At 47.6% G+C, this 21,711-nt stretch carries 18 protein-coding genes; 14 read left to right on the top strand and 4 right to left on the bottom strand.

Annotated features, from left to right (window positions below):
• Positions 1–76: 76 nt before the first annotated feature.
• Complete coding sequence (locus AXX12_RS01980; protein ID WP_066237410.1) at positions 77–1,396, bottom strand: CitMHS family transporter; 1,320 nt, start codon at positions 1,394–1,396, stop codon at positions 77–79.
• Between the two features lie 288 nt (positions 1,397–1,684).
• Positions 1,685–2,554 carry a LysR family transcriptional regulator gene (locus AXX12_RS01975; protein ID WP_066237407.1) on the bottom strand — a complete coding sequence of 290 codons (870 nt, stop codon included), beginning with the start codon at positions 2,552–2,554 and terminating at the stop codon, positions 1,685–1,687.
• 235 nt (positions 2,555–2,789) lie between these two features.
• Between AXX12_RS01975 and citD the strand changes: the two genes are divergently transcribed.
• The 8 genes from citD (at position 2,790) to AXX12_RS01935 (ending at position 13,850) form a co-directional block, all read left to right on the top strand.
• Positions 2,790–3,071, top strand: coding sequence for a citrate lyase acyl carrier protein (citD, locus tag AXX12_RS01970; RefSeq protein WP_066237404.1), 282 nt, complete (start codon positions 2,790–2,792; stop codon positions 3,069–3,071).
• 4 nt (positions 3,072–3,075) lie between these two features.
• The gene (locus tag AXX12_RS01965) at positions 3,076–3,951 is read left to right on the top strand and encodes an aldolase/citrate lyase family protein (RefSeq protein ID WP_066237398.1); all 876 of its coding nucleotides are present in this window, start codon (positions 3,076–3,078) and stop codon (positions 3,949–3,951) included.
• A 17-nt stretch (positions 3,952–3,968) separates the two neighbouring features.
• Positions 3,969–5,507 (top strand): citrate lyase subunit alpha, encoded by a 1,539-nt coding sequence (gene citF, locus AXX12_RS01960; protein ID WP_066237392.1) that lies wholly within the window; start codon positions 3,969–3,971, stop codon positions 5,505–5,507.
• A gap of 31 nt (positions 5,508–5,538) precedes the next feature.
• Complete coding sequence (citX, locus tag AXX12_RS01955) at positions 5,539–6,936, top strand: citrate lyase holo-[acyl-carrier protein] synthase (protein ID WP_066237389.1); 1,398 nt, start codon at positions 5,539–5,541, stop codon at positions 6,934–6,936.
• A gap of 102 nt (positions 6,937–7,038) precedes the next feature.
• Positions 7,039–8,082, top strand: a complete 1,044-nt coding sequence (citC, locus tag AXX12_RS01950; RefSeq protein ID WP_066237387.1) for a [citrate (pro-3S)-lyase] ligase — start codon at positions 7,039–7,041, stop codon at positions 8,080–8,082.
• Positions 8,083–8,431: 349 nt separating this feature from the next.
• A complete protein-coding gene (locus tag AXX12_RS01945) occupies positions 8,432–10,033 on the top strand; it encodes an ABC-F family ATP-binding cassette domain-containing protein (RefSeq protein WP_066237385.1) in 1,602 nt (533 codons plus the stop codon).
• 411 nt (positions 10,034–10,444) lie between these two features.
• Positions 10,445–12,514, top strand: a complete 2,070-nt coding sequence (locus tag AXX12_RS01940; protein WP_231881755.1) for a heterodisulfide reductase-related iron-sulfur binding cluster — start codon at positions 10,445–10,447, stop codon at positions 12,512–12,514.
• A gap of 136 nt (positions 12,515–12,650) precedes the next feature.
• Positions 12,651–13,850 (top strand): MFS transporter, encoded by a 1,200-nt coding sequence (locus tag AXX12_RS01935; RefSeq protein WP_066237383.1) that lies wholly within the window; start codon positions 12,651–12,653, stop codon positions 13,848–13,850.
• Between the two features lie 36 nt (positions 13,851–13,886).
• Here the strand turns inward: AXX12_RS01935 and AXX12_RS01930 are convergent, their stop codons facing one another.
• Positions 13,887–14,303: a hypothetical protein gene (locus AXX12_RS01930; RefSeq protein ID WP_066237380.1), complete on the bottom strand. Its 417-nt coding sequence runs from the start codon at positions 14,301–14,303 to the stop codon at positions 13,887–13,889.
• Positions 14,304–14,661: 358 nt separating this feature from the next.
• On the opposite strand from AXX12_RS01930, the gene AXX12_RS01925 reads away from it, so the two are divergent.
• The 4 genes from AXX12_RS01925 to AXX12_RS01910 all read left to right on the top strand — a co-directional run bounded on the left by AXX12_RS01925 (position 14,662) and on the right by AXX12_RS01910 (position 18,250).
• Complete coding sequence (locus AXX12_RS01925) at positions 14,662–16,323, top strand: glutamine--tRNA ligase/YqeY domain fusion protein (RefSeq protein ID WP_066237377.1); 1,662 nt, start codon at positions 14,662–14,664, stop codon at positions 16,321–16,323.
• 431 nt (positions 16,324–16,754) lie between these two features.
• Complete coding sequence (locus AXX12_RS01920; RefSeq protein WP_066237376.1) at positions 16,755–17,003, top strand: GlsB/YeaQ/YmgE family stress response membrane protein; 249 nt, start codon at positions 16,755–16,757, stop codon at positions 17,001–17,003.
• A gap of 261 nt (positions 17,004–17,264) precedes the next feature.
• Entirely contained in the window at positions 17,265–17,948 is a 684-nt protein-coding gene (locus tag AXX12_RS01915; RefSeq protein WP_197470620.1) for an NAD(P)H-binding protein, read from the top strand.
• Between the two features lie 2 nt (positions 17,949–17,950).
• The gene (locus AXX12_RS01910) at positions 17,951–18,250 is read left to right on the top strand and encodes a hypothetical protein (protein ID WP_066237372.1); all 300 of its coding nucleotides are present in this window, start codon (positions 17,951–17,953) and stop codon (positions 18,248–18,250) included.
• A 32-nt stretch (positions 18,251–18,282) separates the two neighbouring features.
• On the opposite strand, the gene AXX12_RS01905 is transcribed toward AXX12_RS01910, so the two are convergent.
• On the bottom strand, positions 18,283–19,374 hold the full coding sequence (locus tag AXX12_RS01905) for a PRK06851 family protein (RefSeq protein WP_066237370.1): 1,092 nt from the start codon (positions 19,372–19,374) through the stop codon (positions 18,283–18,285).
• A 313-nt stretch (positions 19,375–19,687) separates the two neighbouring features.
• Between AXX12_RS01905 and AXX12_RS01900 the strand changes: the two genes are divergently transcribed.
• Together AXX12_RS01900 and ispD are read left to right on the top strand one after the other, a co-directional pair.
• Complete coding sequence (locus tag AXX12_RS01900; protein WP_066237368.1) at positions 19,688–20,800, top strand: PIN/TRAM domain-containing protein; 1,113 nt, start codon at positions 19,688–19,690, stop codon at positions 20,798–20,800.
• A 199-nt stretch (positions 20,801–20,999) separates the two neighbouring features.
• A complete protein-coding gene (gene ispD / locus AXX12_RS01895; protein WP_197470619.1) occupies positions 21,000–21,710 on the top strand; it encodes a 2-C-methyl-D-erythritol 4-phosphate cytidylyltransferase in 711 nt (236 codons plus the stop codon).
• The last annotated feature ends 1 nt before the right edge of the window (position 21,711 follow it).

Here is a 21,711-nt window from a genome sequence, read left to right as displayed (position 1 = left end):
ATTTCCAATCTAAATTATATAATGATAGAAAAGAAGGGCAACAGACAGTTGTCTGTTGCCCTTCTTAGGGAATTTGTTATAGCGGGATCAATCCGAACACCACAGCATATGCCAGCCAGAGCAGCGAAATTCCAATTGCAGGCAGCAACGCGTATTTCTGGAAGTCACCGAATTCTACTTTATTCAAGCCAACCAGTAGATACGTGGAGGGAACCAGTGGGCTTAGCAGGTGGCAACCCTGGCCGATGAGGGCGGCGATGCCCATCTGTGGGGCGCTAATACCATAGGTAGAAGCAGCTTTGGCCAGTACTGGTAGAACCCCAAAATAGAAGGCGTCATTAGTTAGGAAGAATGTGCCGGGTAAACTGACTAAAGCGGTAATGAACGCAAAATGCGGACCCATAGAGGCTGGCACAGCGGCGATTAGGGTTTGCGCCATAGCATCAACCATTTTCGTGCCTGACATAATCCCCATGAAGATACCGGCTGCAAATACCATGGCGACAACCGGTATTGCATTAGCTCCGTTAGCGATTATGCGTTCATTTTGTTCTTTAACACTGCGGTAATTAATCAGCAGGGCGAGACCGGTGCCGATCATGAACAGAATGCCTAGTGGCAGGACTTCCTTGATCAAGCAGACCATTAGCAACACTGTCAAACCAAGATTAACCCAGAACATCTGTGGACGTTTCAGCTTTTCTGCATCAGGATCAGAGGAAACCGTCACAGAAGCGGCTGTCTCACCAATTGCTGCAGCAGCTTCTGGGTGTACGCCCAGTCTTGCCCGTTCCTTTTTGCCCCATCTATAGGCAATGAAAATGACCCAGAGAGAGCCGAGAGCCATCGCGGGAATCAGCGGAACAAATACATCGCCAGCTTCGACTTTCAGCGCAGCTAAGACGCGTCCAGTAGGACCGCCCCAGGGGATAATGTTCATGACGCTATTCATCATCAGTACGATCGACGGTAAAATGAGAGGGTGCATCCCGACCCGTCTGTGTACTGCCAGCATCGCGGAGCAGGTTACCATATAGGTAGTTGATCCGTCGCCGTCGAGTGAAACAATCATAGCGAGCAGTGCCGTGCCGACCGCAACTTTGACCGGATCGCCTTTAACAGCTTGCAGAATCTTGTTGATGAGCGGGTCGAACAGACCAGCGTCAATCATTACGCCGAAATACAGAATCGCGAAACAGATCATAATTCCTGTGGGGGCCACTTGTTTCACGCCGTCCCACATCATCTTTCCAAGCTTAGGATTAAATCCTGTTAGAGCAACAGCGAAAATAACCGGGATGAGCATAAGGGCAGTCATTGCCGACATCCGCTTAGACATAATAAGATACATGAAGACGACAACCATTAAAAATCCAGCAATAGCTAATGTGGACATTTCATAGCCTCCTTAATGTCAGTAAAAAAATTGCCATATTGCATACTGATATGAACTTCTCAAAACCTCCCTTCAATAATGTTTCAATTTTCACGCAAATCGATGCCCGTTGACTATGAGGATTTCCTGGCATCAGTATAGAGTGTATAGGGTAATTTGTAAAATTCGAACTATTGATATCTGGCTATCAAGTTTATCTATCTCAATGGCTATGATCTTGTCTTAAGCAAAACAAGACGCTTGTCCCTTTTTATAGGAATCCAAGCGTCTCAGATATAACGTGATTGTTCAGTGCTGTGTGAAGTCTACCGCTTTGATAAAGTCGACAAAGGCTTTCATGACATTTAAGTCCTGGTCTTCTTCATGGTAGATCATCCAGGTGCCGCGCAGGATGGGGTTGCCCTGTTGGTCGGTAAGCATGGTTTTGCGCATTGCTGGAAGATCATGCAGTATTCTGCTAGGCATGATGCCATAGCCCAGACCGTGCTTGACCATCTCCTTGCATGTAGCCAGCTTGTCCACTTCCATACTGATCGTCGGCGGCTGAGAAAAGTTTTCCCGCCACCATTTATCGATCATGGCTTTGATTAGGCCGTCAGTTTGGTAGTTAATGCGCGGCAAATTCGGCAGATTGGCCAGATCAATATCGTCAACAGAAGCAACATAAATCGGTTCCTCGAACAGCAGGTGTTTCTGACTTTGCCAACCGTAGTCGGCACTGACGAAGCCGATGTGAACCTCCTGGTTAAATACAGTGTTGAAGATATCTTTTGTCCAATTTGTATGAACACTAAATTCAACATTTGGATATTGCTGCTTGAACTGTTTGAGCAGTGGCGGCAGCGTGAAGGCGGTAAAATAACTCGATGCTCCCAGGCGTAGGGTTCCCATAACAGAAGCGTCGAGATTTAACACTTGTTCTTTGATTCGGCGAAATTTTAGTAACATTTCTGTAGAGGATTTAGCAAGGTACTCACCTTGCGGGGTAAATTGCACGCCTTTACTGGTACGGTTAACAATAGTAATGCCGAATTCTTTTTCAATTTGCCGCAACCGAGCTGTTAAGGCGGGCTGGGATATAAATAACGAATGGGCGGTTTTAGTGATATTCTTTTGCTCATAGAGGACTTCGAGGATTAACCAATCCCGAATTTCCATCAGGTCACCTCCTGCAAGTTAGTCCTTTTCGCTGTATTCGCAGTGGAGAGTAGATTCTCCTGTTTTGATTTGCCTTTCCGTCGTTATTCAATTTTTCTATTGTTAAGCATCGCAGAATTGTATTTTATGTTTTTCAGAAAATTAGCTATAATACGCACAGTGGTAAAAATAGAGTAAGTCTGTGGATCTCTGCAGGCAGAGTCATTGATAAATATGGCAACAGGAGGAGAAAAATATGGGGAAAATCATGCAAGCGGCACAGGCCGGGACGATTGAGTCGTCTGATATTCTGATTGCGTTGTCACCGGCAGAGGCAGGCAGCGGCATCCGCATTGAACTGGTCAGCCCGACCAGTAAGCAGTATGGCGCGAAAATGAAGGCTGTTATCACGCAAACACTCCTTGCTAACGGAGTTGAGGACGCACTGGTTCATGCCAATGACAAAGGTGCGCTGGATTATACAATTGAAGCCCGGACTTTGACTGCTCTTGAGCGGGCAGCCGGACTGAGGGGGTAGGAAAATGCAGCAAACAAAGTTACGCAGGGCAATGATGTTCATGCCTGGCAACAATCCCGCGATGTTACAAAGCGCAGGTATCTATGGAGCGGACACGGTTATATTTGATCTTGAGGACGCGGTAGCTATCACTGAGAAAGATGCCGCCCGTCATTTAGTCCATAATGCAATCAAGCAGCTTCGCTATCCGTGCGAGGTTGCGGTTCGCATCAATCATATCCAGACCCCTTTCGGTCTGGATGATTTGCGAGTGGTCCTGCCGGCAAAGCCTGACCTGATCCGTCTGCCGAAGGCAGAGACAGCAGAGGATATTCAAGAAATCGACAGGATCATCACCAAGGCTGAACAGGAGCAGGGATTCCCTGCGGGTTGTATCCGGATGATGGCAGCAATTGAAACCGCCAAGGGCTTAATGAATGCCTACCAGATCGCAACCGCTAGCCCGAGAATGGTTGCTCTGGCCATCGGCGGCGAGGATTTCATCGCTGATTTGCGGACTAGTCGCAGCAAGGAAGGTCATGAACTGTTTGTCGCCAGATCGCAATTGGTGCTGGCGGCGCGTGCGGCCGGGTTGATGGTGATTGATTCAGTTTTCACCGATGCGAATGATGAAGTTACCTTTATTGCTGAAACAAAGATGATTAAGCAACTCGGTTTTGACGGCAAATCGGTAATCAATCCGCGGCAAATCCGGATCGTGCAGGAGATATTTACCCCCACTGAGAAGGAAATTTTGCATGCGGAAAGGGTTCTGGCTGCCTATAAAGAAGCACTGGAACGCAAATCAGGAGTTATTGCGCTGGATGGCAAAATGATCGATACGCCGATTGTAACGCGGGCTGAACGCGTATTGGCTTACGCTGCCGCCGTTAGGCGATAAAAGGGGAGGGGATTGTTATGAAGAATGCAGTTGGAAGAATCATACCAGATGTGATAAAAGGGTTTAAGACAGTCCGTCCCTATGCGGGTCCTTTCGCGTTTACGCCTGAAGGCCGGATGGCAGGGGCGAAGATCCGGTCGCAGCGGCCAGGATCAGACAAGGTGCTGGAGTCGATCAGTCAGGCAATTGACGCCGCCGGGTTAAAGGATGGGATGACAATCTCATTTCATCATCACTTCCGCAATGGAGACTATGTTCTTAATCAAGTGATTGAGGCAATTGCCCGCAAGAATATTAAAGACCTGACTTTAGCGCCCAGTTCGTTGAATGATATCAATGACGCCATCTTGCCCTATATTGAACAAGGGGTTATCACTGCGGTGGAAACCAGCGGCGCCCGGGGCAAGCTGGGGAAACTTCTGACTTCAGGCAAACTGTCGCGACCGGCTATCATCCGCTCACACGGCGGACGGGCGAGAGCTATTGAATGCGGTGAACTGCATATCGATGTCGCGTTTATTGGCGCGCCTTGTTGTGACCGCTATGGCAATATGAATGGAATCAACGGCAAATCAGCGTGTGGTTCACTAGGCTATGCGATGGTTGACGCCGCCTATGCTGACAAGGTGATTGCCATTACCGATAATCTGGTTCCATATCCGGTTCGTCCGATTAGTATTCCGCAAACTCAGGTAGATTATATCGTTGTGATGGACAGCATCGGCGATCCGGCAGGCATCGCTTCCGGCGCTCTGCGCATTAGCCGCAATCCGCGTGAACTGTTAATCGCTGAGTACGCGGCCGGAGTGATTGAACACTCGGGCTATTTTAAGGATGGCTACTCGCTGCAGTTGGGCAGCGGTGGCGCTTCGCTGGCAACGGCAAAGTTTATTCGGGAAAAGATGATTCAACAAAATATTAAGGCAAGCTTTGGTGTAGGCGGCATTACGGCGCCATTTGTGCAAATGCTGGAAGAAGGTTTGATTGAAACAATTTTTGATACGCAGGATTTTGACCTTCCGTCTATCGAATCATTGAAGAATAATCCCAGGCATCTGGAAATGTCTGCTTCTTATTACGCTAATCCCCATTGCGGTGGACCGATTGTCAACAATTTGGATGTTGTCATTCTCAGCGCAACCGAAGTTGACGTTGACTTTAATGTCAATGTCATCACCGATTCCAATGGAGTAATCATGGGTGCTTCAGGCGGACATTCAGACACTGCCGCTGGCGCCAATTTGGCGATCGTTGTTGCACCGTTGCTGCGGGGCAGATTGCCGATGGTTATCGACGAAGTGAATACCATCGTAACACCGGGTGAGACTGTTGATGTCATTATTACTGAACGCGGCATCGCCGTTAATCCGAGGCGGACAGATTTGATCAATAATCTTAAAGGAACCGGACTGCCGGTTATGAGTATCCACGATTTGCAACAAATTGCCTACGATCTGGCAGGCAAACCTGAGCCTATTGAAGTTAGCGATGAAGTGGTTGCTGTTATTGAATATCGCGATGGCTCAGTGATTGATGTTGTACGCAAACCTATCTAAAGCCTGGTATTTTAGAATCTGAGGTGAGTGCATGCACGAACTCAAGTTGAACGACATACTGGCGGCGAAAGAGCGGCGGGCTGCGATTCGGGAAGAACTGAGGCTTTTGCATGCAATGCCTATTATCAGCATATCGCTGAATATCCCAGGGGCTGTGAAAGACAGTGAGCAAATCCGCGCCGTCTTTTGTCAGGCGGTTGATTCCTTTCGGACACAGGTGACTGCTAAGGGCTGGCGAATTGTCGAAGAGCGGATAGTGTATCCAAAGACAGGCCCGTTTGCCGTTATCGCCGTTAACGGAGAGTCGACTGAACTGAAGCAGATCTGCGTTGCCATCGAGACAACAAGTGATTCTGCGCGTCTCTATGATATTGATGTATTTGCTGCGGGCGGCGAACAAATATCTCGCAATAATTTCGGACTACCTGAACGTACCTGCTTTATCTGTGAAAAGCAAGCCGTAACTTGCATGCGAGAGCGGAATCACCATATTGATGAATTGATGCAAACTGTCAACAGAAGGCTAGCAATTTCTGCTGCAGAGCAAACGAACCCCTGGCCAAAGGCGGTCTGGAATATTGGCGCGTGGGCGGTGGAAGCGATGCTGATGGAGGCGGCTTGCACCCCTTCTCCGGGACTAGTCGACACCGATAATTCCGGTGCTCACCAGGATATGGACTTTTTTACATTTATCAAGAGTAGCAGCGCGTTAACCGGAGCTATGCTGCGCTGCGCAGTGGCGGGCTGGAATCACAGGGAAGGCGATGCTGATCTTTTGCCAGTTCTTCGCCAGATTGGTATCGAAGGCGAACACGCCATGTTCAGGGTGACCCAGGACGTAAATACACAAAAAGGGTTACTGTTTCTGCTGGGGATTCTGTCTGCCGCTGCAGCCATGAGCATCCGGCAGGACGCAAGAACGCGAGCAACAGACATCTTTTCGCGTGTTTCGACGATTTGCGAAGGAATTGTTGAACGTGAGCTTGGCAAGCTGCATCTGGGAAAACAGCCGGCACAGCTGACGGCGGGAGAGCGACTGTACCTCGAACAGGGAGTTACCGGTATTCGCGGTGAGATGGAGAAAGGACTTCCCAGCATCCAGTCGTATGGGTTGCCTGCGCTACGGCAGGCTTTAGAGCATGGCTTGACGCTGAACGACTCGTTAGTGCATAGCCTAATCCATCTAATGCTTGGTGTTGAAGATTCCACTGTGCTCAATCGTCATGGCATGAGCGGCTTGCTGGTTGTAAAACAAGAAGCGCAGCAAGCAATCAACGCCGGCGGGATGTTGACAGCGGTAGGCAGAGAACGCATTTTGGCAATGGATAAGCTATTCATAACTAAAAATATCAGCCCAGGAGGAACGGCCGACTTACTTGCAGCTACTTACTTCGTTCATTTGCTCTTTACGCGAGCGGTTAGTAGATGATTTCTAGTACCAGGAAAATCACCAAAGCCTCCGACATTAGAAACCACCTGGAGAGTACCCGGACTTTTTCCCCGGTGAACCCGTTAATAAGGCGGTGTAACCATGTTTAACGATGTAAAAATCGAGATCGTCAATCTTGCAAATACTCGCCAATTCAGAGAAGTCCAGGACTTTCTCGCTCAGTTTGATTTAACATTTGATGCCGATGTTGAATACACCGTCCTAGCGCGGCTGACTGAAAAGATGGTTGGCACTGGTTCATTCAAAGGCGAGATATTGCGAAATATTGCTATCGATGAGAATCTTCAAGGATTAGGACTGACAGCGACGATTGTTTCGGCATTGATGCAGGAGCAATCCCGCCGGGGCAGGATGCATTACTTTGTGTTTACCAAGCCAAGCAAAGCCCATCTGTTTGCCAACTTAGGTTTTACCGAGATCGTCCGCGCCGAACCCTATGTTGTGTTGCTGGAAACAGGACTAGGCTCTATTGAAGGCTACTGTAAAGAGGTCGAAATCGCGGCAGCCCACCTACCAGGCGAGCGGGCAGCAATTGTTGTCAATTGCAATCCGTTTACGAAAGGGCATCAAGCTCTTATTGAAAAAGCGGCTGGAGAAAATGCGGCGGTGATTGTCTTTGTCGTCAGTGAAGAATGTTCGCTGTTTCCTTTTGCTGACCGGTTAAAGTTGGTCAAAGCCGGTGCGACCCATTTGCCCAATGTAGCGGTCGTGCCCGCTGGTAAATATATCATCTCGGCGGCGACCTTCCCAACCTATTTTACTCGTGATGAGGACGCGGTTGTAGCACAAGCTCGGCTTGACATTACGTTGTTTGCAACCCAGATCGCCCGACGTCTTCATATCAATAGCCGTTACATGGGGCAAGAGCCGTACTGTCAGGTAACTAATGCCTATAATCAAGCTATGCTCGATATTCTCCCAGCTCATGGTATCAGCGTCAAAGTCATGGAACGCGTACAGGTGGCTGGTGAGATCGTCAGCGCATCTAAGGTTCGGGAGATGATCAAACGTGATGACTGGGAAGGAATACAAAGTTTGGTGCCCGAGACTACCTATGACTATCTGGTCTCTGATGAAACAAAGCCAATCTTGGCCAAAATCAGGTCGACAGATTCCCGGCATTAGCCGTGAATAGACATCTACTCTAAGATTTTTCGCTCTTTGTGGTTGCTAGTGCAGTTGGTGTGTCGTTTGTGCTATCGTACCCCATACTTTCTGAAAAGACCGCCATTCGGCGGTCTTTTCAGACCGTGTACGCCCGGCATGGGCGTCATCCATAGTGTGAAAGTCCTGAACGGCTGGCGAGCGCCTACCGTTAGCCAAGAGCAAGGGTTTCTGCCGCAGGAGGAGTCGCTTTTCGTTGCCGAAAGAGGAATAGACTTATCTATCCCGGTATGATATAATTCTTTCTTAGGGTCGTGGTGGCTTTACGATGTAGCCGTAGGCCTAAAAAATGGGAAAGACGGTAGTGTGAATGATTAGTACAAATGGATTGACTCTGCAATTTGGCAAGAGAAATTTGTTTAAGGACGTCAATATAAAATTTACGCCTGGTAATTGTTATGGACTGATCGGTGCGAACGGAACAGGTAAGTCTACCTTTTTGAAGGTTTTATCTGGTGAAGTGGAGCCGACAAAAGGCGATGTGGTCATTACTCCCGGCGAACGGCTGGCGGTATTAAAGCAGGATCATTATGAATTCGACGAATTTGATGTTCTAAAAACTGTTATTATGGGCCACGCCAGACTGTATGCTATCATGGAGGAGAAGGACGCGCTGTATGCTAAACCAGATTTCTCTGATGAAGATGGAATCAGAGCATCTGAGCTAGAATGCGAGTTCGCAGAACTTGATGGCTGGAATGCAGAGGTTGAGGCGGCCCGAATGCTAAACGGGCTAGGAATTACCGAACAACTACATGGCCAGAAGATGGCAGATTTGAGTGGTAATGAAAAAGTGCGAGTGCTGTTGGCTCAGGCGCTTTTTGGCAACCCGGACATACTGCTGCTTGATGAACCGACAAACCATCTGGATATTCAGTCAATCAACTGGCTTGAGGATTTCTTATACGATTTCCCTAACACGGTCATCGTTGTTTCTCATGATCGCCACTTTTTAAATAAGGTCTGTACTCATATCGCCGATATCGATTTTGAAAACATCCAATTATATGTTGGCAACTACGACTTTTGGCTTGAATCTAGCCAGTTGGCTCTGCAGTTGGCCAAAGACGCTAATAAGAGAAAAGAAGATAAAGCTAAAGAGTTGCAAGCCTTTATTCAACGCTTTAGTGCCAATGCCTCAAAATCTAAGCAGGCAACCTCGCGCAAGAAGCAATTGGAAAAGCTGACTCTTGATGACATCAAACCTTCTTCTCGCCGCTATCCGTATATTGCATTTAAGTCAGACCGGGAAGCCGGGGCGCAACTGTTGACTGTCGAGAATCTTTGCAAACAAGTGGATGGCGAAACAGTCCTCTCTGATGTGAGCTTTACAGTGACTAAAGGTGATAAGATTGCCTTTGTTGGACCTGATGGACTGGCTAAGACCACGTTGTTTAGAATTTTAGTTGATGAGTTGACTCCTGATAGTGGTGAGTTCCGCTGGGGAGTAACCACATCACAGACATATTTCCCTAAGGATAATTCCAGCTTCTTTGATGGGGTCGAACTGAACCTGGTCGATTGGCTGAGACAATTTTCCCGTGATCAGGAAGAGACCTTTATTCGCGGCTACTTGGGAAGAATGCTATTTGCGGGTGAGGAAAGCCAAAAGGAAGCAAATGTGCTCTCCGGCGGCGAGAAAGTCCGCTGCATGCTGGCCCGGATGATGCTCAGCGGCGCCAATGTCCTGTTGCTCGACGAACCAACTAATCATCTGGATTTGGAGTCAATTACTTCGCTCAATAATGGCTTGATGAGTTTTGACGGTACGATACTGTTTGTCTCCCACGACCATCAGTTTATCCAGACAGTAGCGAATCGGATTATTGAAATTACACCCGAAGGTGTAATTGACCGCCGCATGACGTATGATGAATATTTGGAGGGTAAGGCAGCCGGACGTATTGCCTAAGCCTAAGTTAGTTTGCTCTTTACTCCGCTACTTTCTTCTGTGGCTGAGTCATTCTGTCTATCTAAAGCCGCCGCTTGGCGGTTTCTTTTTTTGTAGAGATAACTGACTATTTAAATATGCTGTTGCGGTCGGATTGGGGAATGATTTAGCGGTTGAATATCGAGGCGGCAAGTTTAAGTCTGGAAACTTCTATGACATTAGATAGTTTATGGTAAATCCAGCCATCAGGAATTTAATCTTATCCATAAGAATCATCCTAGTTTGTCGGCTGTAGTTGGTTAGGACGCATATTTTGGAAGCTGGATTTTCACGGAAGTTAGCTAAAGACACTGATCTTAATGTCTCATATACACGTCGAAAGTCTGTCTCCCTTCAACAAATGAGCATATGTGTTTGAAGGGAGAATTTTTTTTGGAAAAAAGGGAAAATTCAGTTGTTGGCGAATCTTTACTTGTTACATATAACGGAAGGACGGTGTTGCATTTGACCGCTTCAAGACAGCTAGGTATGTACCATGATAGTTATTTATTTATGTACGTTCTGATGGTGGTTGCATTCGCGATTTTTGCTAAGGGGATGTATGACCGTTACCGACTATGGCAGCTCGGTGTGCCTGAGGATCGATTGAAGCACGGCAAGATTGGACTTATTCGTTTCTTTTCCCATAGTTTTGGTCACCTGCGACTCTTACGGGAGACGTATCCTGGAGTAATGCACTGGTTTTTCTTTTGGTCGTTTGCTGCTTTTACTCTCGGGACTTTGTCCATTGCGGCTACCGAAGATTTAAAAATTCCCTTGTTTCAAGGTGCGTACTATCTAATATTGTCTTTGATCATGGATTTACTTGGCTTGGGTGCGATGATTGCCATCGGCATGGCACTTTGGCGCCGCTATGGCAATAAGCCGGAAGGAATCGACAATACGCCAGACGATCTCATCTCATTGCTGCTGATAGGAGCCATTTTGGTGACCGGCTTCATGTTGGAGGGGCTGAGGATTGCCTTCGCTGGCGACCTCTGGGTGGCATGGAATCCCGTCGGTGCATCCTTTGCAGCCTTGTTTACAGGTTCAGAGCCTGCGGGTTTACGCTCGATGCATCGTGCGGTGTGGTGGATTCACCTGTTAATGAGCTTTGGCCTTATCGCCTATATTCCCTATTCCAAGCTGTTCCATTTGATCACTGGGCCGATGAATCAGATTCTTGCTAAGGGACGAGCGGCGCAGAGTCTATCCCCCCTTGATATGGAAGATGAAACCGTAGAACAGTTCGGCGTTAATGAGATTCAGCAATTTACCTGGAAGCAGCTTTTGGATGGCGATGCCTGCGTCCGCTGCGGTCGCTGTCAAGATCGTTGTCCCGCCTACCTGAGTGGAAAGCCGTTATCACCAAAGCAATTTACGCAAGATCTCAAAAAACATCTTGATGCCAAAGGGCCGCTTCTGTTAAAGGGAGGCGAGCAGGATGCGGAGTCGTTGAGTCAGCCGATTGTGCCTGGAGTTGTTGCCGAAGAAACAGTATGGGCTTGCACAACCTGCGGCTCTTGTGAGGAACAGTGTCCAGTGTTTGTCGAGCATGTGCCCAAAATCGTTGATCTGCGGCGTAATTTGGTGATGACGGAAAGCAATTTTCCACATGAACTCGTACTGACTTTCCGTGGCATGGAAACTAACGGCAATCCCTGGAACATTAGTCGATCGACCCGGGCGGAATGGACCAAGGGGCTAGATGTACCAACCTTAGCGAATAGCGAATCTGTAGAATATCTGTATTGGCCAGGCTGTAGTGGCGCCTTTGACGAGCGAAACAAAAAAGTTTCTACAGCCATTGTCAAACTGCTGCAAAAAGCTGGCGTATCATTTGCCATTTTGGGAACAGAAGAAATCTGCTGCGGCGATTCTGCCCGCCGTTTGGGCAACGAGTATCTCTATCAGACATTAGCCGCACAGAATATTGAAACGATGAACGGCTATGGAGTGAAAAAGATTATCACCTCTTGTCCCCATTGCTTCAATACTCTTAAGAATGAATATCCTCAATTCGGCGGCAACTATGAAGTTATTCACCATTCTGTTTTGATGGCATCACTGGTTCAAGCCGGAAAGCTGAAGCCAGAGACGCCGATTACTGGCAGCTATACCTACCATGACTCCTGTTATTTGGGAAGATATAACGACATTTATGCTGAGCCCCGAGCCGTACTGGCAGCGATCCCAGGTCTGCAAGGCAAAGAGATGGTTGAGAGTAAAGCTAACGGGTTCTGTTGCGGTGCCGGCGGTGGCCGAATGTGGATGGAGGAGGAGCCAAACCAGCGCATCAACGTTAAACGGACTGAACAGGCCCTAGCTACAGGAGCAGGTTTATTTGTTACTGCTTGTCCTTACTGTCTGACGATGCTAGAAGATGGGACGAAACTGAAAGATGTCGATGAAACAATTAAAACTAAAGACATTGCTGAGATACTGTGGGATAGTGTGAAGTAGCAAGAAAACCGCCGTTTAACGGCGGTTTTCTTGCTAAATAGAAGATTTCTGGCTCTCACTGGCCGGTTAAATGTGATAGAATACAAAGTTGTAGCCGATAGCAGGCTTCAAGTTTCTGCTTTGAAAGGGGTTTGTCATGTTTAGTAATTCGCGTCGGAGAAGCGCATTTTCGGTTGCCTTATTGACGGCCGGACATTTTTTTAGTGACTTTTATGTTACGTTCCTGCCAGGATTGCTACCTATGCTGATTGAAAGGCTTGGACTTTCGCTTACTGTTAGTGGTTTACTGGTTATGGTTTATTCAGCTGCATCGAACATTTTGCAACCGGTATTTGGCTATTTTGTCGATAAAAGCGGCTATACCTGGATTGTGTTGCTGACCATTCCGTTGGCTGCCTTGTTTATCAGCCTCGCGGCAACTGCAGACAGTGTTAGTAGTCTATTTGTTTATATTACCTTGGCCGGACTGGCGTCTGCACTGTTTCATCCGTTGGGATCAGCTTTGTTGGGAAAAGTCTCTACCGAAGAAAATAAAGGACTTTCGATGTCGGTATTTATCGGTGGTGGCAATATCGGTGTAGCTTTGGCGCCTGCGGTTGTTATCTATTTTCTTTTGAATTATGGCGCACATAACTTGATTTGGTTGGCCATCCCCGGCTTTCTACTATCGATGGCATTCTATCTGACTGGCATACATAAGGTGAAGCTCGTCTCACCTCAAAAAGCGGCTGCAGTAATTGGCGGTACCCCGTGGTATCGTTCCGCGAGCTTGATTAAGCTGAATTTAGTTATGGGACTACGTTCATGGCCGCAAGCGGTTATTCCTAACTTTTTGCCTGTGTGGCTTGTGCAAAAGGGATTTCCTCCCACTCTTGCGGGTACGATGCTTACCGTTTTCCTCGCCGGCGGGGCGATTGGCAGTGTCTTCGGCGGATATGTAGGGGATAAGCTAGGGCGAAAACGTTGCATCATCGGCGCATTGGCGCTTTGTGTCCCCGCGCTTTATGTGTTCTTGATGAGCCATGAGGTTACTAGTTTGACCTGGATTGCATTAGGTGTAAGTGGCGCAGCGCTGCAAGGAACATTACCTTCGTCCATCGTTTGGGCGCAAGACATGTTGCCTACGAATGCCGCCATGGCATCAGGCATGATGTTAGGCCTCTCCTTCGGTCTGGGGGGATTAGGAGCAGCTGTAACCGGAGCCGTTGCCGACAGCATCGGCCTCGAGCAAGCGTTGATTTGGATGATCGCTCCGCTCTTGTTGGGGCTGGCAATCACTATTTCTATTCCCGAAAAGACTACAGAATCGCCGGCAGTCGCCACAACTGTGAAATAACTAATAATAAGGACTTGGCGGTTGCCAAGTCCTTATTTACAGGGCGCTCCAGATAATTTTGCCTTTATGGATCAAACTTTTTAGCTTTTTCGCCATGCCGGGCTTGCGTTTTACTGGCTTTTTCTGACGTCCTGTCAAGTCCTCCAGTAGCTTTTGCTGCGCATAGAGAATGGTGGTTTGCTGCTCCAGCAGATGTGTCATCTCGCTTAACTGCTTCAGCAATTTTGCTTCCGGCAGCTCGCGCGCATCGCTGGGAGACGGTTCGGCCAGCTGTTGGATCTGTTTTTCTCCTTGTTCCTGTTCCAGATCCTGTTTCTGTAGGGCTATTTCCGGTTCTGGCACAGCACAATCAGCACTAATGTCACAAGCAGGCGCTTTTTGGAGGATATCCCAGAGGCCTTTGCGGCTGTTCTCTGTTGGTTCTGCCTCCGGTGTCCCCACTTGACTATTCAATATGTTAGTCACCTCCCGGTCTAGTGTGATTTCTTTCAGTGAGTTCATTATAGTATATGAAGTTTCCATAATAATGTGTTTTGTGATATTAAGTAAGACTTGATTCAGGCGGAGTTTTGACCGCACTTGTTATTGAGGTTAGAAATCATCAACATCGCGAAGCTGCAGGCCCCCTTTAGGGTTCAATTAACAGTCTGTTAATTCTCAGCCTAAGAGGGCGGGGCCTTACAGGTTGTGCGAAGGATAATCACAGATTTTGTATAAATCTGGCTATCATCGGTAATTGTATAAGCAGGAATTGCCAAACGTGAGAGCGAAAATTATACTGTTCTGATTCTAAATACAAAGGAGTCCGACTATGAGCACACCGAACCCTGTTATATCTACTAACTTTATTCAATCTATTATCGATGAGGACAACAAGACCGGAAAATATGGAGGACGGGTTCATACCCGCTTTCCGCCTGAGCCTAACGGCTATCTTCATATCGGACATGCTAAGTCGATATGTCTGAACTTTGGCATCGCAGCCGCTAATGACGGGTTGTGCAATTTGCGGTTTGACGACACCAACCCGAGCAAAGAGGATATCGAATATGTAGAATCAATCATGGAGGATGTCCGCTGGCTCGGATTTGACTGGGATGAACGGATGTTTTACGCTGCTGACTATTTTGAGCAACTGTATCAATATGCTGAGCAGCTTATCCGAAGCGGTAAGGCATTTGTTTGTGACTTGACTGCGGCGCAAATCCGCGATCATCGCGGCACACTGGTCGAGCCTGGTAAGGAGAGTCCATACCGCAATCGTTCAGTCGAAGAAAACCTCGATTTATTCCGCCGTATGCGCGCGGGGGAATTCCCGGATGGTTCCCGCACTCTTAGGGCAAAGATTGATATGGCTTCGCCGAATTTTAACATGCGCGATCCTGTTCTCTACCGGATCTTGCGTGCCTCGCATCACCGAACTGGCGACACGTGGTGTATCTATCCGATGTACGATTATGCGCACCCTATTTCTGACTCGATTGAGGGGATTACGCACTCTGTCTGCACGTTGGAGTTTGAGGATCACCGCCCTCTCTATGATTGGGTGTTAGATGCACTTGCCATTTATCATCCGCAACAGATTGAATTCGCCCGCCTAAACCTGACTAATACCGTTATGAGCAAACGCAAACTTCGGGAATTGGTGGAACAGAGTTATGTAAGCGGCTGGGATGATCCGCGCATGCCAACAATCTCCGGGCTGAGGCGCCGGGGGTATACCCCCACGGCTATCCGTGATTTCTGTGACAGAATTGGTGTGGCAAAATCCAATAGCCTCGTTGATGTCGGCTTGTTAGAACACTGCATTCGCGAAGACCTGAATACAAAGGCGTCTCGGGTGATGGCAGTTCTTAAACCGCTTAAGCTGGTCATTGAAAATTATCCTGAAGATATGGTTGAGGAGCTTGAGGCAGAAAACAATTCGGAAAATCCGGAAATGGGGACGCGCAAGATTCCGTTCTCCAAAGTTATCTATATCGAACAAGACGACTTTATGGAGAATCCGCCGAAGAAATTTTTCCGTCTTACGCCTGGACAGGAAGTCCGCCTGAAGCATGCTTATATCATTAAGTGTGAACAGGTAATTAAAGACGACGCAGGTGAAATAACAGAACTTCGCTGTACGTACGATCCAACGACTAAAAGTGGTGAAAGCGGCAGCGCCCGTAAAGTAAAAGGAGTTCTGCATTGGGTCTCTGCCGCACATGCGATTTCAGCTGAAGTCCGTTTGTATGATTATTTATTAATGGATGATCAAACCAACGATGACGAATACAATATGAATCCTAATTCACTTATTACCTTATCTGAGTCGCTTGTAGAACCCTCGTTGGCGCAGGTTAAGCCAGGAGATAAATTCCAGTTTCTGCGTCAAGGCTACTTCTGTATGGATCGTGATTCAATACCTGGTAAACCAGTATTCAACCGCATCGTAGGGTTGCGCGATACATGGGCGAAACTGCAAAAATAGTAGTACAGACCGTTGATAAACGTCCATCTGCGTTGCACCCGTAAAGGGCAGGCCGCCAACTCTATGGCGCTAAAGCGCCGAGAGTTGCGCACTTGGCCCTGCGGGAGCGCGCTTGCCGTACCCTGCGAACGTACTGATGCTAAAATACTTCTTCCCTCAACTAGCATCAAGTCTCATAGGTAACAAAGCCTTCGCGCGCTTCCTCGGGGCGCCTAGTGATGCTACTCCGTTTTCCTGCGTCAGATAGTTGCTAGTCTCGTAGGTAACAACATCTGGGCATTTCTCAACGGTCTGGAAAATAGGTTTCCTCAACAAAAATAGTACAAACAAAACGGCTGCCTTTTGGCAGTCGTTTTGTTTGTACTATGCGCGTAATAGAATTCGTAACACAAGGATAAGATAAATATAGAATGTTAAAGGAGGTAATTTGCATGCTGTGGTCTCTGTTTATTGGATTAGTGGCCGGATGGCTTGCGGGACAATTTTTTAAAGGAAGCGGATTCGGCCTTCTGGGGAACATCGTGGTTGGCGTTGTCGGCGCATTTATCGGCGGCATATTGTTTAACCTCTTGGGGATTAATGCGTATGGGACAATAGGGTCAATCATCATGAGCACCATTGGTTCAGTTGTATTGTTGTGGATAGTCGGAGCATTGACCGGTAACCGCACCCGCACCTAACAGGGCGTTGATATGCCCCCATCTACGTTGGCACCCGTAAAGGGTATGCCGCCAACTCTAGGGCGCTGAAGCGCCAAGAGTTGCGCAATCGCCCCGTCACCCCATTGCTAGCGTACCCTTTAGTACGCGTCGCGGCTGGGGCGGCGGGGCTGCCTAGTATCTGGGGGCATCTGAACGCCCTGGGACAAGTAGTTTATCGAAGAAAAGCAGGAAATAGGAACAACGTCGTGGAAATTATGTATAAACTGGAGGATGATGCCGATGCAAAGAACTGCACTAATAGCTGGCGCGACAGGGCTGGTGGGTTCGTGCTTGCTGCCGCTGCTGTTGCAGGGCGGGCGATATGAGCGGGTTGTAGCGTTAGTGCGCACCTCGACAGGTGTTGTTCATCCCCGCTTGCAGGAAGTGCAGACAGACTTCAGCCGCTTGGCTGATCTCGCGGAGGAACGCACTCATCCGTTTGCTGTTGACGATATATTTTGCTGTCTGGGGACGACGATAAAAAAAGCAGGAACACAGCAAAAATTTCGCGAGGTTGATTATGACTATCCGCTGGTTTTGGCCAAGTTGACACAGCGTGAGGGTGCCTCACGATTTAGTCTGATTTCCTCAGTCGGGGCAGATGAGCACTCGCCGTTTTTTTATAGTAGAGTAAAAGGGGAACTGGAGACTGCGCTACTTGGGCTCGCTTTTCAAGATTTGCAGGTGTTTCGCCCGTCATTGTTGTTGGGTGATAGGAAGCAAAGACGTTTCGGCGAAGGTGTTGCCGGTTGGCTGGCTCCGATCTTCTTACCATTCTTGGTCGGTTATTTGGCTAAGTACCGGCCAGTTCAGGCAGTGTCTGTGGCGCGAGCTATGGTTCAGGCTGCTGAAGACTGTGAGCAAGGTGTGCAGTACTATGATTCCTCCGCTATTGTTAGGATGGCGGCAAAGGTGGGAGAATAACGATGAGTAAAGCTAAAATTAAACGCGGATTGAGCGATCAGGACATGGTCGGCAAATGGCAAGAAACAGCCACTTTCGAACATGGAATTGAGGAACCGCCAATGCTGAAGCCGACTCAACCTGCCAAGAAAGAGTCATTCTTTTCAACTGAATTGCAGGAAAAGGTCGCCAAAAACCTGTTGGAAATTAAACTCAGTTTATTTCAGCAAGGTATTTTGGACTATGATATCAAGGTATCGCGGGATGACAACAAGGTAATTTTGACAGCAGTTCCAACAACACGCAAGACTGGTGGAAAATAATCAAGAGGCGCTGTAGCGCGCCTCTTGATTATTTAGTTTGCATAGGCAAGCACGCGATCCAGCGTCTTTTTCCACAAAATTTCTATGCCTGCAAAGTCCATGTAGGGTATGTAATATTGTTCCAACTCGTCATGGAGTTGTTTTGCTTGGTAAATTGACGAAACTGCTTTGCTAAACAGTTCGTGATACATGGTCTTATCGTATTTTGTGGCCTCTTGGTTATTGGCAAGAACGGTCTGGTCAAGACAATTATCCATATCGACTATCTTCGCTGCGCCGTCTGTGGAAACGGTATGCGGTTCAATTGAGGTAGCCACTGCTATGCCCAAGGCTGGAATAATCAGATGTTCTGGCTTGAGAGGATCAAATGGACAGTAGAATAGTTCTACATCTAACCCTTTCTCATTGGCCGCATTGGCGATCTTCTGCACAATGGTAGATTTGCCGCTGCCAGGAGCGCCTGTAATGATATAACGGGATGGCATGGTGCCAACCAGAGAGTTCAAATAATTTACTGATCCGTTTGGGGTAATTGCCGAAACAAACAATTTGCGCGTTTTTCCCGAACCGACAGTCTGGACGCTCGGGAAGAGTGCTGCCGTTAAGTCGGCAGCCATGACGTTAGCTGTGGCAGTGTTTAGTGCTGCTGTATTGACTGCTTCCCAATCATCATACAAGGCCCTGGCTGAACGCAACAAGCGATATGCTCGCTGAAAGCTCGTTTTAATTTTTGCATTACAGGCAAGAATATCTGTTTTATGTTTCACAATGTCTGACTCATTCCAGTAGTCGCCTAGGTGAATGATTTCATCGACACAACCAGGATTTTTGGGGTCTGTAATATGTGGGGCAGTTCCATCGATAAACGCGATCTCGAGCGCCGGAATGACGATGCCGTCGAGCGAGTTATTATCGCTGGAACAGTGGTGGTGTTCAACAGCAAACCCAGCAGCATTCATCTCTGCCCCGATCCGCTTCATGAATGTGGATTTTCCCGTGCCTGGCCCTCCTTTTAAAATAAATATTCGTTTGGCATTTGGGCTGATTATATAGTCATAGTAAGAAACAAATCCTTGCGGGGTGTTACCGCCGGGGAAAAAGTGTCGGACTGAGCCTGTTGGCATGATTGCATTCCTCCTCTATCCGATTAGCGATCCTGACCATATTCACCATATGATATGCAGTGATAGTGAAAGTGTTATCTGGGAGCAGATAGAGGCATATAGGGGCGAAGTCCTAATTTAATCGGCTTAAATTTACAATAATGCTAGGGTATGATAAGATGATATATAATCAGGCAATCTCAATTAAGAGTTGCTTGCTGGATGTATGGTTCCCCTTTGCCCGGACATACTAGAATTAATGGAATTTATTGGGGCATTGCCTTGATCAGTAATTAGAAGTTAGATATAATGGAATAATTAAGGAGGTGGGGATTTGCTTGATAAAATTTTGCGTTTTATCATCATCGTTTTGTCAGTTATTGCTGGCTTGATGATGACAGACCGGATTATCCCATTGCTGGCTCCTTGGGTCAGTGAAGAATTTTTCTCAGTCGGGATTTTTGGCATTACAGTGGCGACGATTTTCTCTTTTGTTGGTGGGGGTCTTATTGGCGGATTTATTGGTTTTATCATCTCTCCCTTTTTGTTAAACAGTCTATGGCAATTCACGTATTGGGTTGAAGCTAGGCTTAACCGGATGCCGGTCAATGATGTACTGGCAGGCGCCCTTGGTCTTTCTATCGGACTTATTATTTCTAATTTATTGGGGTCAGCTTTTCTTCCTATCCCGTTTGTCGGCAGATACATACCGATTGTTCTCAGCATTATTTTGGGCTATCTCGGCCTAAATATTGCTATTCGGAAACGGGAAGAACTATTTAGCTTTTGCTCGACGATTCCTTGGCTGAATAAGGATAAAGGCAAAGAAGCAAACAAGCCTGCGAATATGTATCAATACAAGATTCTTGATACCAGCGTGATTATTGATGGGCGTATTGCTGATATCTGCCAAACCGGATTCATTGAAGGAACGCTTCTGATACCTCGCTTTGTTCTGGCCGAACTGCAGCACATCGCTGATTCGTCCGACTTGCTAAAACGGAATCGCGGACGACGTGGGTTGGATATTCTCAACCGGATTCAAAAAGAGCTCGGCATGTATGTGCAGATTGATAATCATGATTTTGATGATATTGCAGAAGTCGATGCTAAGCTGGTTAAACTGGGACAGCAAATCAAGGGTAAACTTGTCACTAACGATTATAATTTGAATAAAGTAGCTGAATTGCAAGGTGTTCCGGTTCTAAATATTAATGACCTTGCCAATGCCGTAAAACCGGTTGTGCTGCCTGGTGAAGAAATGATTGTCCATGTTGTCAAGGATGGAAAAGAATTCGGGCAAGGAGTTGCCTATCTTGATGATGGAACGATGATTGTCGTCGACGGCGGCAAGAGACATATCGGAGAAACGATTGGCGTCATGGTTACCTCGGTATTGCAAACAGCGGCAGGACGAATGATCTTTGCCAAGCCGAAAGCAATCTAGCAAAAAATAAGTGCCGGGGCAACGTTTTACCACAGAGTACACAGAGGTCGCAGAGTGGACACAGAGGGAACGAATGGGTAAGGTATTTTTAATCGTATTCGGTAGCCCTCTGCGGGTACCCTCTCTGAACTCTGCGCACTCTGCGGTTAACGTTCCTTATCCCCGAATTTCCTAAAAGACCGCTGTAGCGGTCTTTCTTATGAGGCGAAAGGAGCTGCTAGTCATGGTTTGCGCGATTATTGCTGCAGCAGGCTATGGTCGCCGGATGGGTGGCGATCAGAGCAAACAGCTTATCATATTGAATGGAATGCCCGTAGTGGCTCGCAGCTTGCGCGCTATTGCGACTTGTCCACAAGTCGATCAGCTAATCCTTGTTACAGCACCTGAGCAAATAGCAACACTGGAGACGCTTGCCGCCGAATTGGACTTGGGCAAGCCGTTTCAGGTTATAGCTGGCGGCAGTGAACGGCAATATTCAGTCGCAAATGCGTTGAAAGCAGTTCCAACTGACGCAGAAATTATCCTCGTTCATGATGGCGCTAGACCGCTGGTTCGCCCAGAACAGGTCGGGGCGGTTGTCGATGCAGCCCGTGTTTTCCGTGCCGCAGGTCTGGCTGCTCCTGTGAAAGATACAATCAAGACTGTGAATGCCGACGGCTTTGCCGTCGGAACGCCTGATCGGAATTGTCTCTGGGCAATTCATACACCACAGGCGTTTGCGGCTGATCTATTACGCCATGCTTATGCGCAAGCAGAGACTGATCAGTATTTAGGTACAGATGACGCTTCACTGGTTGAACGTGTGGGCGTTTTTATCAAATTGGTGAACGGTGGTTATGAAAATATCAAAATTACAACTAGCGAAGACGTGTGCTTAGCGGAAGCGCTGCTCGCACGCAGGATGGAGTGAA

It is taken from the genome of Anaerosporomusa subterranea (assembly GCF_001611555.1).
GTDB lineage: Bacteria > Bacillota > Negativicutes > Sporomusales > Acetonemataceae > Anaerosporomusa > Anaerosporomusa subterranea.
Note: the sequence above shows the minus strand (reverse complement) of the source record. Positions and strands in the feature narration are given on the sequence as shown.